This is a genomic window from Agreia sp. (assembly GCF_964263775.1).
Taxonomy (GTDB): Bacteria; Actinomycetota; Actinomycetes; order Actinomycetales; family Microbacteriaceae; genus Agreia.
The window spans coordinates 1-11,725 of the sequence record NZ_CAXVWM010000062.1 but is presented as its reverse complement, the minus strand read 5'-3'; the positions used below and the strand labels follow the sequence as shown (position 1 = coordinate 11,725).

Here is an 11,725-nt window from a genome sequence, read left to right as displayed (position 1 = left end):
TATACTGAACGGCTGCCGCACGCGAGGTGCCGCACAAGAGATTTCGTCAGGAGCGCTACGTGCCCAAGGAGAGCGGTCAGAAGGTCGTCGCGACCAACCGCAAGGCTCGGCACGACTACACCATCGAGTCGACGTACGAGGCCGGAATGGTCTTGAACGGCACCGAGGTCAAGTCGCTGCGCATGGGTCGTGCGTCGCTGGTCGACGGCTATGCGTTCATCGAGAACGGAGAGGTCTGGCTCGACGCCGTGCACATTCCCGAGTACACGCAGGGAACGTGGAACAATCACACGCCGCGTCGCAAGCGCAAGCTCCTGCTGCACAAGGAGCAGATCCTCAAGCTGCACAACAAAACGAAAGAGGGCGGCTACACGCTCATTCCTCTGCAGCTCTATTTCAGTGACGGACGAGCCAAGGTCGAGCTGGCCGTGGCCAAGGGCAAGCGCGAGTACGACAAGCGCCAGACGTTGCGCGAGCGGCAGGACAAGCGCGAGTCAGACAGGGCCATGTCGGCTCGGCGCAATCTGGGCGACTGACAGCCGGTGCGCACGCAGCCGCACGCACGCGCGAAACGGCTAGAGGCGTATGGATGTGTCGGTGAGGCTCTCCGACAGCTCCCACAGCCTCGCTGCGACGGCCGGGTCGCGTGCCCATGCCTTGGCAGCGGTCACCCGCGCACGCCCGCGCAGCTGTTGCCAGCCGGCCGGTCCCACGTACTCGCCGCCGCGCAGGTACTCGTCGGTCGCGGCGTGCACGATGGGCCAGGCCCCGGCATCCTTGCCCTGTGCGAAGGCGCCGAAGATCTTCTGCGCGACAGCGTTCGGCACGGCGGTGGGCGTGACGCCGGGCCGCGCCGGAGTCAGTTCGTCGACGGCGAAGCCCGGATGGGCGACGATGCTGCGTGTGTCGTGCCCGGCCGCCCGGAGCCGTCGATCCAGTTCGAACGCGAAGGTCATCACAGCCAGCTTCGAGCGGGCGTAGCTTCGGAAGCTGCAGAACTTCTCCGGCGATTCGGGGCGGTCGGTTTCGAGCGCGTAGAAGCGGTGGCTGATGCTGCCCAGGTGCACGATTCGCGACGAGAGCGTGGTGAGAAGAGACGGCAGGATGCGCGAGACGAGCGCGAAATGGCCGAGGTGGTTGGTTCCGAACATGCTCTCGAACCCCTGGGCCGTCACAGAGCCTGCCGTACCTTCGGTGATGCCGGCGTTCGCGACAAGCACGTCGATCGACGGCAGTGTCGATAGCTCATTCGCGGCGCGCTGCACGCTCGCGAGGTCTGCGAGATCCAACTGCACGAACGACGAAGGCACGATGTCGTCGACCTCGCGCCGCAGAGACTGGATAGCCGCGTTCGCCTTAGCCTCATTGCGGGTGGCGATCACGATGCGCGCGCCGCGGCGGGCGAGCTGCTCGGCGGCGAAGTACCCGAGTCCGGCGTTGCCGCCCGTGACGACGGCGACCTTGCCGATGAGGTCGCGGATCATGCGGTCGCGGCTCATGCGGTCGCGGCGAATCGTGCTTCGACCGATGCGCTGACGACGACATCCGCGGGGGTCAGGTCGAGCGGGCCGCCCGAGCCGCTTGTGGCCATCTCGTGTGACGCGAACCGGGCGACGCCGACGGGCGAGGAATTTCCGTTTCCGCCTCCGTCCCCGAGCATCCCCGGGTCGGCCACGGCGATGGGTCTGAGCGTCGACAACCCGAGCGCTTCGGCATAACTCTGCGCCTTCTCGCGAGCCGACACGATCGCGTTTCTTCGAGCGTCCGCCTGCAGGGCGGCCTGCGTCGACGACGTGAGGGTCCAGTCGATCGACGAGACCGATACGCCGTCGCGAAAAGCGACGGAGTCGAGCCACGTCGCCAGCGCCGCGAAATCGCGGAAACGGGCGCGCACGGTCGTCGTCGCGTGGTAGACCGGCGGCAATTGGGCGCCGTCCTGGCTCCACGGCCGCTGGCCCCAGACGCTCACCTGATCAGCGCTCCAGCGGGTGACCGCGTCGGCCACCGGGCCGTGCAGGGCTCGAAGGCTCTCCGACGTCTCGGCATGGAGCTCGCGGGTCTGCTCGAACACGTCCTGTCGTTGTGGCCCCTCGAAGCCGAGCGCGAGTTGCACGATTGCGCGCTCGGGGGCGTGGTGGGTGTCGGCCGATCCTGTGACGGTGATGATGGTCTCGCTCATCGCTCCACCTTATCTGCGACCGCGATGGCACCCACGCTGGCGATTGCCGCATTTTTGTCGTAAGATCGGGGGCTGCATCCTTTGGATGCGTGTGCGAAGTACACAACTCAACAGTGCGTGATAGTGACCCGCTTGGGGATGATCGGTTTCGACATTGCCTGCGAAACTGCGAGAAGCGGGTCGAGGATTCAGGGTTATCTCGTTAACGATCTCTGAAAAACAATAAGTGCCAAATCAAACCGCACTGTCTCTGCTCAGGCAGACTTCGCCCTCGCGGCGTAGTTCTCTCTTAAGCACTCTATAGAGACCGTCAGTCCGGGAATGCTCTCTACCCGGGTTCTGGCGACATTCAGAGAGATTGCTTCCGCGTTACGCCAGAGGGCGCGGAGGGACTTGCACTCGGGCTGGGCCCGTCGAATCAGATGCCTGTAGCAAGGTTCGGGGCCGAGTAGAACGACTCAACAGGATACGCCCGTAGAAGGCGCAGAATCACAGCAGTGGACCGGGGTTCAATTCCCCGCATCTCCACCACCTGAGGTCACCATCACGCACTGTGGGTTGTTCGCCGTTCAGGCTCTGCGAAGCCCGACCGACGCCGGGATGGCGTGCCGTTGTCCACCGGAATGAACCACGTCTGTTCCATCGACTCGCACTTGAGACGCATGAGCCCCGAGTGCTGCTGCCACGACGGGCAGTCGATGCGCGAGCTCGAACCATTCGACCCCGTCGCCGGGGGCGGCGACGATTTCCGCGAAGGATGCGTGGGTCGCTCGACAGGCCGCGAGGGTCGCGTCATGCAGACGCACGTGGTCTGGATGCCCGTAGCCTCCCGCATCGTCGTAGCTGACGACCAACGACGGGCGAATGGCGTCGATCAGAGCGATCAGGTCGTTCGTCACCTCATCGAGAGGCGCGCTGACCAGGGCGTCCGATGTGACGAATGGTGACGGCCCGGCGAGCCCCGGTCCGACCCACTCCATGCCCGAATCGAGGTATCGCCTGGTGACAGACCCCGGCGCCCGGGCCGGAGCTGCTCCGAGCCAGTATCGTTCGCCGATGCCGAGGATGTTGGACGCGTGAGAAAGCTCGCCCTCGCGAATAGCGGACAGTGTTTCAGGATCGGGATCGTGGGCGAAGACTTCGGCGACGATGTCTCCGCGCTCACCTCTCGTAGCGGTCACGAGCTGCACGTCGACGCCGCGGTCGACGAGTTCGATGATGAGGGCGCCGGTGGCGAGGGTTTCGTCGTCGGGGTGGGCGTGCACGAACAGCACACGGACCACGCCGTCGTCGAGGCTCATGCGACGGCGAGCGATGTGACGAGCCGGGTGTACACGTCGAGCAGAGCCTCCGCCGAGCGCGACCAACCGAGTGTCTCGGCGCGTTCCCGGGCCCTTCGAGCCAAACCCTCCGACAGGTCGCCATCCGACAGCAACCGGGTGATGGCGTCGGCCCACACCCGGGGGTCGCGCGAGTCGATGACGACGCCGGTGACGCCGTCGACGACGGCCTCACGAAGTCCGCCTGAGGCGGCAGCGACCACGGGAACCCCGCTGGCCGCCGCTTCGAGGGCGACGAGGCCGAAGGTCTCGGAGTGCGAAGGGACAAGCACGAGACGCGCCTGGCGCAGGAGTTCGGCCAGCGCCTGGCGCGACTGCGGCCCGATGAAGTGCACGTTCTCGCCGACGCCCGTGAGTCGGGCGAGCGCCGAGAGCTCATCGACGTAGCCCTCGAAGTCGGCGGACGCGTCACCGGAGACGACCAGTTCGGGACGCAATGCTTCGGGCACCGCCGCGATCGCCTCGATCGCGAGGTCGAGCCCCTTGAGCGGCTGCAATCGCGCTGCCACGACGGCGTACGGCGCGCGCCGCCGGCTCGGCGACAGGTCGGATGCCGCGGGTGCGAACAGCCGGCTGTCGACGCCGGGTGAGACGATCGCGATGCGGTCGGACGAACCACCCAGCCGGGATTCGATCGTCTGCGCTTCGGCCTGGCTGATCGCCACGACGGCATCGCTGTTGCGGGTGAGCCAGGACTCTCCGGCCATACGCCCCGGGGACTCCGACCGCTCGCCGTCGGAGAGCGGAGTCGAGTCGTCGGCTGCGATGCTGTGGAAGCTCTGCACGTGGGGGATGCGTCGGGCACGCGCGACGGGCAGTGCTGCCATTCCCGAGAACCAGTGGTGGGAATGGATGATGTCGTACGGACCGAGTTGGGAGAGCCCCTCGCTGAACTCGGCGATGTACTGCTCGTGCTCGCCCTTGGCCACCGGATGCGCGGGGCCGGCATCCACGAGACGCAGACGCAGGCGATCGCCCAGCCGGGCGACGGACGGGGCAGTTGTCGTGGATCGTCGCGTGACGATTTCGACATCGTGCCCGAGCGATGCGAGTGCCTGGGCCTGGTGAAGGACGACGACGTTCATGCCCCCGGCGTCGCCGGAGCCGGGCTCGTCGGCCGGTGAGGTGTGCAGGCAGACGAGGGCTATGCGCAGCACTTAGACGAACACTCGGTAACCGTTGACGAACTTGTTCACCGGGGCGAGCAGGGCGACGAGCGGCACGAACATGCGCAGGAGATAGACGATGACCGTGACCTGGCCGAGGTCGGCGAGGGCGAACAGGCCGAGGGCGACGGCGGCCCATCCGAGCGCGATCGTCAGCGAGCGAGACGTGGCGAGAAACGGTGCCGCGACGCCGAGCGATGCGAAGACGAGCCCTGCGTCGGCCACGAAACCGCGAAGCCCGGGGTCTTCGAACTGGCCGACGAGAACCCAGAGCACGATGGCAACAGCCCAGAACAGCACGAAGAGGCCGCCGCCGATGGCCTTGGTCAGGTCTCTGACCGGGGCGGAAGTCTTAACCGGAACGGAGGTCGTGGCCGGGGCGGAGGTGTTGGCCCGGGCGAAGGGGGTCGTCATACCCGAAATTCTAGCCCGAGGGACACGGACGTGTAGACGGTGTCAGTGGCCGGTGCGAAGCTCGATCCATGCGATGCACGATTGTTCCCCCCTACCTGCTGGCCCGACTGTCGAGGCTCGATGCCGCCGATCTCGAGACGGTGGCGACGGCGGCGCACGAGACGCTCATGAAAACCGAACCCCTGCGAGCCACCCGGCAGGGGGTCATAGCACATCCCGCGGCACCGGCGAACGCGGTCGGCGAGCTTCGGCGCACGATCAGTGACGCGGGTGGCCGCCAGGTGTTGCCGGGCGTCGTCGTGCGCAGCGAGGGCGCCGCGCCGACGTCGGATGCCGCCGTCGACGAGGCCTACGAGGGCCTCGGCGCCACCCACGCCCTGTTCGCCGACGCCTACCAGCGGGCATCCATCGACGACCGCGGTCTCGGCCTCGATGCCACGGTGCATTACGGAACGCAGTACGACAACGCCTTCTGGGATGGCGAGCGCATGGTGTTCGGCGATGGCGACGGCGAGGTGTTTTGCCGATTCACCCTGTCGCTGAGCGTCATCGGGCACGAACTCAGTCACGGTGTGACGCAGTACTCGAGTGCGCTCGAGTACTCGGGGCAGTCCGGAGCGCTCAACGAATCGGTGTCCGACGTGTTCGGCGCGCTGGTCGAGCAGCACAGTCGACAGCAGACCGCCGCCGAGGCCAGCTGGCTGATCGGAGAAGAGCTCTTCACCGACATGGTCGAAGGCGCAGCGCTCCGGTCGATGAAGGCCCCCGGTACGGCCTACGACGACGACATCCTGGGCCGCGATCCCCAGCCCGCCCACATGCGCGATTTTGTGGAGACCCGCGATGACAACGGCGGAGTGCACATCAACTCCGGAATCCCGAACCGCGCGTTCTTTCTGGTCGCCGAATCCCTCGGCGGACACGCCTGGCAGCAGGCCGGCCAGATCTGGTACGACACGATCACCGGCGACGGTCTTGCGCCGCGCGCGTCGTTCATCGACTTCGCCCGGGCCACGGGCCGAGCTGCACACAGGCGATTCGGCGACGGATCGGCAGAACACGACGCGGTCGAGCGGGCGTGGGCCTCTGTGGGCGTCACGTCGTGAACATCACTGTGGTGCGCAGCGGCGGCTTCGCGGGTCTGCGCAGAACCTGGCGCGTCGCCGTAGACACTGACTCACGATCCGACGTCGACGAGTGGATTCACATCGTCGCGGCCTGCCCCTGGGCGGAGGATGTCGATCTCGACGGAGACGGCCTGCCCGACCGCTTCGTCTTCGTCATCACGGTCGAGTCGCTGCCCCCAGAGTCGCTGCCCGTCGAGCCCGCCGAATCGATCGTGGCCCCCGGGCTGCAGGCGACCCTTCCCGAAAGCCGTGTCGTCGGCCCGTGGAGGCAGCTGGTAGAGCGGGTGCAGTCGGCCGATGGCGCCGACACATGACGACGCCGAAACATGCCGTCAACACGGGGGCGCTAGTTTGGTTCGGTGACGATTTCTGCTGACACGACCACTGGCAACCCCGAGCTCAGCCGCAGGAGCATTCGCGACGAGGTCGACGCCGCATTGCGTGCCGATGTTCGCCTCCTCGGATCCCTGCTCGGCAGGATCTTGACCGAGGCCGGTGGAACGGAGCTGCTCAGTGACGTCGAGCGGCTGCGGGAGCTCACCATCGACGCGTACGAGCGACAGAACAATGCCTCGATCGAAGATGCCGAGAAGCTCGTCGACTCGTTCACGCCTGTTCGTGCGGAGCAGGTCGCGCGGGCATTCACCAGCTATTTCCATCTGGCGAACCTGGCAGAGGAGCACCACCGGGTTCGCGTGCTGCGCACGCGGTCCGTGTCGCCGAGCGATCCTTCGCCCGTCGACTCGCTTCCCGCCGCCATCGAGCGTCTCGTCGGCGAGGTCGGCCGCGATGAGACGGCGGCGCGACTGGCCGGGCTGCGGTTTCACCCCGTCTTGACCGCCCACCCGACAGAGGCGCGCAGGCGGGCTGTCGCATCGGCGATCCGTCGCATCAGCGACCTCCTCTCCGAGAGGGATGCCGGCCAGCAGGGCCGACTGGCCGCTGCCGAGATCGAACGGCGCCTGCTCGAACAGATCGACGTTCTCTGGCGAACGTCTCCGTTGCGCACGACCAGGCCGACACCGCTCGACGAGGTGCGCACGGCGATGAACATCTTCGACCAGACGCTGTTCCAGGTCGTGCCGCAGGTGTATCGGCTCCTCGACGACTGGATGCTCGATTCGGCCGCAGGCAAGGCGCCCGTTGTGGCTCCGGCCTTCATGCGCCTCGGCAGCTGGATCGCCGCCGACCGCGACGGCAACCCGTTCGTCACGGCGGAGGTGACGGAGGAGGCGGCCGCGATCGCGAGCGAGCACATCCTCTTCGGCCTCGAGCACGCGGCGACGCGTATCGGCCGCACATTGACTCTCGACTCCGAAGACACGCCCGCGAGTGACGCGCTCATGGCGCTGTGGAAGAGGCAGCAGTCCATCGCGCCGCAGGTGACCAGCCAGGTCGGCACGCGCTCGCCCTCCGAGCCGCACCGCAGGGTGCTCATGGTCGTCGCGGCAAGAATCGTCGCGACCCGGCAGGCAACAGATCTCGCCTACGCCCTGCCCGACGAGCTGATCTCCGATCTGCGCGTCATCCAGCAGTCTCTCCGCGAGGCGGGTGCGGATCGCAGTGCCAACGGTGAACTCCAGAACCTGATCTGGCAGGTCGAGACCTTCGGGTTCCACCTGGCCGAGTTGGAGGTGCGCCAGCACTCCAAGGTGCACCGCCAGGCGCTCGAGGAGATCCGAGCAGGGCGCGAAACGAGCGAGATGACCGAGGAGGTGCTGGCGGTCTACCGCACGATCTCGACCCTGCAAAGGCGCTACGGCGTCGCCGCCGCCCGCCGATACATCGTGTCGTTCACCCAGTCGTCCGCTGACATCGCGACGGTCTACGCCCTGGCCGAGGCCGCACTCGGTTCGGCCGAGGCCGCCCCCGTTCTCGACGCCGTGCCCCTGTTCGAGACCTTCGCCGACCTCGAGGCGAGCACCACCATCCTCGACGAGATGATCCGACTTCCGCAGGTCGAGGAGCGGCTCGCCGCGACGGGCAGACGCCTCGAAGTGATGCTCGGTTACTCGGACTCGTCGAAAGATGTTGGACCCGTCTCGGCAACGCTGGCGCTCTACTCCGCGCAGGAGCGCATCGCGCGTTGGGCGCAAGAGAATGACATCGTGCTGACACTGTTTCACGGCCGCGGCGGTGCGCTGGGCCGAGGCGGCGGACCGGCGAACGAGGCGGTCATGGCTCAGCCGGGCGGTTCGGTCGAGGGGCGTTTCAAGCTCACCGAACAGGGCGAGGTGATCTTCGCCCAGTACGGCGACAAGGCCATCGCCGCCCGTCACATCGAGCAGATGGCCGCCGCAACCCTGCTCGCATCGAGTCCGTCGAATGACGAGGCCAACACCACCGCCACGCGCGATTTCGCCGGCATCGCCCGCACTCTCGACTCGCGCTCGCGCGAGCGCTTCTTCGAGCTCATCAAGGCCGATGGATTCGCGCCCTGGTTCGCCCAGGTCACGCCGATGGAGGAGGTCGGCCTGCTCGCGCTCGGTTCGCGGCCGGCTCGCCGTGGCCTCTCAGTGGAGTCGCTCGAGGATCTCCGAGCCATCCCGTGGGTCTTCGCGTGGACGCAGGCCCGCATCAACCTGACGGGCTGGTTCGGCCTCGGATCGGCCCTCGCCGAAGTAGGCGACGTCGACGCGCTTCGCGACGCATATGCGCGCTGGCCGCTGTTCACCGCCATGATCGACAACGTCGAGATGTCGCTCGCGAAGACCGACGACAGACTCGCCGAACGCTATCTCGCCCTGGGCGACCGCGACGACCTCGCATCTCTTGTGCTCGACGAGATGGAGCTCACCCGCGAGTGGGTTCGGCGCACGACGGGTCACGGAGAGATCCTCGAAGGCCGGCCGGTGCTGCAGCGCGCCGTTCGCCTGCGCAGCCCCTATGTCGATGCGCTGTCGCTGCTGCAACTCAGAGCGCTTCGGGCCGTGCGACGCACGGGCAGCGTCGACCCGGCGGACGACACCCACCGCTTGCTGCTCCTCGCGGTCAATGGAGTCGCCGCCGGTCTGCAGAACACGGGATAGCGCGCCGTGTCGGCGAGCGCTGCGGCTCCATGTCTCGGCCGAGGGGTGGCTGCGGATGCGATCGGTCGACACCTGGCTCTGGTTCGGCCGGCTGCGCATTCCGGTTCCACGGAGACTGTCGGCGCGGGTGGATCTCACGGAGCGCTGGGACGACGAATCCGAAACTCAGCGGGTCGACGTGAGCCTGACGAATCCGGTGCTCGGCCCGGTCTTCGAATACCGCGGCTCGTTCGTCTACGATCCGCGTGGAGGCTCGCTCGATGACGTCGACACCCGGGGCATCGAACGCCGGTTCTAGTCCTCGTCGGCGAGGATGCGAAGCACGTCGTCGTGCAGAAGACCGTTGCTGGCCAGGGCCGAACCCGACCAGGGCCCCGGCGTGCCGTCGACCGAGGTGAAGCGGCCGCCGGCCTCCTGCAGCACGGGTATGAGGGCCGCCATGTCATAGGGCTGCAGGTCGAATTCACCGGCGACGTCGAGGGCCCCCTCGGCAACGAGCATGTACGACCACATCTCGCCGTAGGCACGGGTACGCCAGACGCTGCGGCTCAGGGCCATCAGGCTGTCGAGCCTGCCGGCCTCATCCCAGCCCTTGAGGCTGTTGTAGCTCACGCTGGCGTCTCCTAAACGCGCGACCGCCGACACTGCGAGCCGCCGGGCGGGCGACGAGGGCGAGAGTGCCGCATCCGTCGTCCATGCTCCCTGGCCCTCGGCGCCCCACCACCGGCGTCCGAGCGCGGGGGACCTCACCACCCCGACCACCGGCTCGCCGTCGACGGCGAGGGAGAGGAGGGTCGCCCACACGGGCCCACCGCGCAGGTAGTTGGGCGTGCCGTCGATGGGGTCGATGATCCATTGGCGGCTCGAGTCTCCGGCTGAGCCGTACTCCTCGCCGAGGATTGCATCTGCGGGGCGGGCGGCGGCGAGCCGGTTTCGGATCTCGCGCTCGACGGCCGTGTCCGCATCCGTCACCGGCGTTCGATCGGGCTTCTTCTCGACGACGAGGTCGAGTGCCAGATAGCGATCGAGCGAGATCGCGTCTGCGGCATCGGCGATCTCGAGGGCAAGGGCCAGGTCGGCGGTATACGGCTCGGTCATGGCTCAAGCGTAACGAGCGGTGCGCGTCGGAGTGGGATGCGTTGCTACGTGAGCGAGCCGACGAGCTTCTGCAACGACTCGATGCGCGCGATGCCGCTTGTTCCCAGTTCGCCGGCCAGAACGCGGTCGACGATCTCCCAGTCGTGCGCCTGGCTGAGCGGGATGCCGTCGGGCGGCGGCACAGAAGACGGGATCGCCATGCGGGCGAACGACTTCAACACGTTCGCGGGATCGACGTGGCCGAGTCCGAACGAACGCACTCCGGGCGTGTCGATGATCCAGCCCGAGTGACCGTCGCCGCTGTGCACACGGAGGCCGAGGGTCGACGACGAGGTGTGCCTGCCGCGGCCGGTGACGTCGTTCACTCGACCGATCGCGCGGTCGGTACCGGGCACGAGCGCATTGACGAGTGTCGACTTTCCGACGCCGGAGTGGCCGACTGTGACGGTGGTATGACCCATCAGAAGAGCTTTCAACTCATCGAGCGGCAGTTCGTCGCGCTGGCCGGTGACGACCGTGAGATCGAGACAGTCGAACTCCGACAAGAACTCCGCCGGGTCGGCGAGGTCTGTCTTGGTGATGAAGAGAATCGGTGTGATGCCGGCGTCGAATGCGGCGACCAGGTAGCGGTCGACAAGCCGGGCGCGCGGTTCGGGGTTCGCTGCGGCGACCACGATCAACATCTGGTCGGCGTTGGCGACGATGACCCGCTCGACCGCGTCGGTATCGTCGGCGCTGCGTCGCAGCAGGGTGGTGCGCGGTGTGATCTTGACGACGCGCGAGAGACTGCCCTCGGCACCGGACGTGTCGCCGACGAGGCCGACCCGGTCGCCGGTCACGATGGCGCTCTTGCCCAGCTCGCGTGCGCGCGACGCAGTGACCGCGCGCTCATCCGGCGTGTCTTCGTCGACCAGCACGCTGAAGCGACCCCTGTCGACGGTCAGGATGCGCCCGGGAACGGCGTCGGTGTATTCCGGGCGGATCTTGCTGCGGGGCTTGTTGCCCTTCGGGTTGGGTCGGATGCGAATGCTCGACTCGTCGTACTCAGGCTCGTCGTCGTCATCGTCGTCATTCGACCACCAGGTCATGACGTGCTCGCCGCCAGCGCGCTCCAGAGTTCGGGAAATTCGGGAAGCGTCTTCGAGGTGGTCGCGATGTCTTCGATCAACAGACCAGGGGTGACCAGGGCGATGATCGCGCCCGCATGGGCCATTCGGTGGTCGGCGTAGGCCTTCCAGGTGCCGCCGTGCAGTGGGGCGGGCTCGATGCGCAGCCCGTCGTCGAGTTCGGTGACGGCGCCGCCGAGGGCGTTGATCTCTGTGGCCAGGGCGGCGAGCCGGTCGGTCTCGTGGTGCCGAATATGCCCGATGCC

12 protein-coding genes, 1 other RNA gene and 1 pseudogene are annotated in these 11,725 nt (G+C 67.2%); 6 read left to right on the top strand and 8 right to left on the bottom strand.

Translation table 11 applies throughout. The annotated features are described in order from the left end of the window. Positions 1-59 precede the first annotated feature (59 nt). Complete coding sequence (gene smpB / locus ACE5CZ_RS05320) at positions 60-536, top strand: SsrA-binding protein SmpB (RefSeq protein WP_044438795.1); 477 nt, start codon at positions 60-62, stop codon at positions 534-536. A 39-nt stretch (positions 537-575) separates the two neighbouring features. Here the strand turns inward: smpB and ACE5CZ_RS05315 are convergent, their stop codons facing one another. Then, complete coding sequence (locus tag ACE5CZ_RS05315) at positions 576-1,499, bottom strand: SDR family NAD(P)-dependent oxidoreductase (RefSeq protein ID WP_374946298.1); 924 nt, start codon at positions 1,497-1,499, stop codon at positions 576-578. Beyond that, complete coding sequence (locus ACE5CZ_RS05310; RefSeq protein ID WP_374946297.1) at positions 1,496-2,179, bottom strand: SIMPL domain-containing protein; 684 nt, start codon at positions 2,177-2,179, stop codon at positions 1,496-1,498. The genes ACE5CZ_RS05315 and ACE5CZ_RS05310 overlap by 4 nt, the downstream gene beginning before the upstream one ends. A 134-nt stretch (positions 2,180-2,313) precedes the next feature. On the opposite strand from ACE5CZ_RS05310, the gene ssrA reads away from it, so the two are divergent. Further along, positions 2,314-2,710, top strand: a transfer-messenger RNA (tmRNA) gene (gene ssrA, locus ACE5CZ_RS05305). A gap of 38 nt (positions 2,711-2,748) precedes the next feature. Here the strand turns inward: ssrA and ACE5CZ_RS05300 are convergent. From ACE5CZ_RS05300 to ACE5CZ_RS05290, 3 genes are read right to left on the bottom strand one after another with little or no spacing between them, the layout of a single operon-like run. Continuing rightward, on the bottom strand, positions 2,749-3,480 hold the full coding sequence (locus ACE5CZ_RS05300; protein WP_374946296.1) for a PIG-L deacetylase family protein: 732 nt from the start codon (positions 3,478-3,480) through the stop codon (positions 2,749-2,751). Next, on the bottom strand, positions 3,477-4,676 hold the full coding sequence (locus tag ACE5CZ_RS05295; RefSeq protein ID WP_374946295.1) for a glycosyltransferase: 1,200 nt from the start codon (positions 4,674-4,676) through the stop codon (positions 3,477-3,479). Before ACE5CZ_RS05295 ends, ACE5CZ_RS05300 begins: the two co-directional genes overlap by 4 nt. Next, a complete protein-coding gene (locus ACE5CZ_RS05290) occupies positions 4,677-5,099 on the bottom strand; it encodes a hypothetical protein (protein ID WP_374946294.1) in 423 nt (140 codons plus the stop codon). Between the two features lie 68 nt (positions 5,100-5,167). Between ACE5CZ_RS05290 and ACE5CZ_RS05285 the strand changes: the two genes are divergently transcribed. From ACE5CZ_RS05285 to ACE5CZ_RS05270, 4 genes are read left to right on the top strand one after another with little or no spacing between them, the layout of a single operon-like run. Beyond that, positions 5,168-6,205, top strand: coding sequence for a M4 family metallopeptidase (locus ACE5CZ_RS05285; protein WP_374946293.1), 1,038 nt, complete (start codon positions 5,168-5,170; stop codon positions 6,203-6,205). Further along, positions 6,202-6,540, top strand: coding sequence for a protealysin inhibitor emfourin (locus tag ACE5CZ_RS05280; RefSeq protein WP_374946292.1), 339 nt, complete (start codon positions 6,202-6,204; stop codon positions 6,538-6,540). The genes ACE5CZ_RS05285 and ACE5CZ_RS05280 overlap by 4 nt, the downstream gene beginning before the upstream one ends. Positions 6,541-6,591: 51 nt before the next feature. Beyond that, the gene (locus ACE5CZ_RS05275) at positions 6,592-9,255 is read left to right on the top strand and encodes a phosphoenolpyruvate carboxylase (RefSeq protein ID WP_374946327.1); all 2,664 of its coding nucleotides are present in this window, start codon (positions 6,592-6,594) and stop codon (positions 9,253-9,255) included. Further along, the gene (locus ACE5CZ_RS05270) at positions 9,221-9,553 is read left to right on the top strand and encodes a DUF4166 domain-containing protein (RefSeq protein ID WP_374946291.1); all 333 of its coding nucleotides are present in this window, start codon (positions 9,221-9,223) and stop codon (positions 9,551-9,553) included. Before ACE5CZ_RS05275 ends, ACE5CZ_RS05270 begins: the two co-directional genes overlap by 35 nt. On the opposite strand, the gene ACE5CZ_RS05265 is transcribed toward ACE5CZ_RS05270, so the two are convergent. The 3 genes and pseudogenes from ACE5CZ_RS05265 to ACE5CZ_RS05255 all read right to left on the bottom strand — a co-directional run. Continuing rightward, positions 9,550-10,353, bottom strand: coding sequence for an inositol monophosphatase family protein (locus ACE5CZ_RS05265; protein ID WP_374946290.1), 804 nt, complete (start codon positions 10,351-10,353; stop codon positions 9,550-9,552). The two genes, ACE5CZ_RS05270 and ACE5CZ_RS05265, sit on opposite strands and share 4 nt — an antisense overlap. A gap of 44 nt (positions 10,354-10,397) precedes the next feature. Next, on the bottom strand, positions 10,398-11,441 hold the full coding sequence (gene rsgA / locus ACE5CZ_RS05260) for a ribosome small subunit-dependent GTPase A (RefSeq protein WP_374946289.1): 1,044 nt from the start codon (positions 11,439-11,441) through the stop codon (positions 10,398-10,400). After that, positions 11,438-11,725, bottom strand: a pseudogene (locus tag ACE5CZ_RS05255) (3-phosphoshikimate 1-carboxyvinyltransferase); the annotation flags it as partial. The gene rsgA and the pseudogene ACE5CZ_RS05255, both read right to left, overlap by 4 nt.

Bases quoted from the DNA above. Each gene is read 5' to 3' on its own strand.
- ACE5CZ_RS05315 (WP_374946298.1), bottom strand. From the start codon at position 1,499: ATGAGCCGCGACCGCATGATCCGCGACCTCATCGGCAAGGTCGCCGTC.
- ACE5CZ_RS05300 (WP_374946296.1), bottom strand. From the start codon at position 3,480: ATGAGCCTCGACGACGGCGTGGTCCGTGTGCTGTTCGTGCACGCCCAC.
- ACE5CZ_RS05310 (WP_374946297.1), bottom strand. From the start codon at position 2,179: ATGAGCGAGACCATCATCACCGTCACAGGATCGGCCGACACCCACCAC.
- ACE5CZ_RS05290 (WP_374946294.1), bottom strand. From the start codon at position 5,099: ATGACGACCCCCTTCGCCCGGGCCAACACCTCCGCCCCGGCCACGACC.
- ACE5CZ_RS05270 (WP_374946291.1), top strand. From the start codon at position 9,221: ATGGAGTCGCCGCCGGTCTGCAGAACACGGGATAGCGCGCCGTGTCGG.
- ACE5CZ_RS05285 (WP_374946293.1), top strand. From the start codon at position 5,168: ATGCGATGCACGATTGTTCCCCCCTACCTGCTGGCCCGACTGTCGAGG.
- ACE5CZ_RS05265 (WP_374946290.1), bottom strand. From the start codon at position 10,353: ATGACCGAGCCGTATACCGCCGACCTGGCCCTTGCCCTCGAGATCGCC.
- rsgA (WP_374946289.1), bottom strand. From the start codon at position 11,441: ATGACCTGGTGGTCGAATGACGACGATGACGACGACGAGCCTGAGTAC.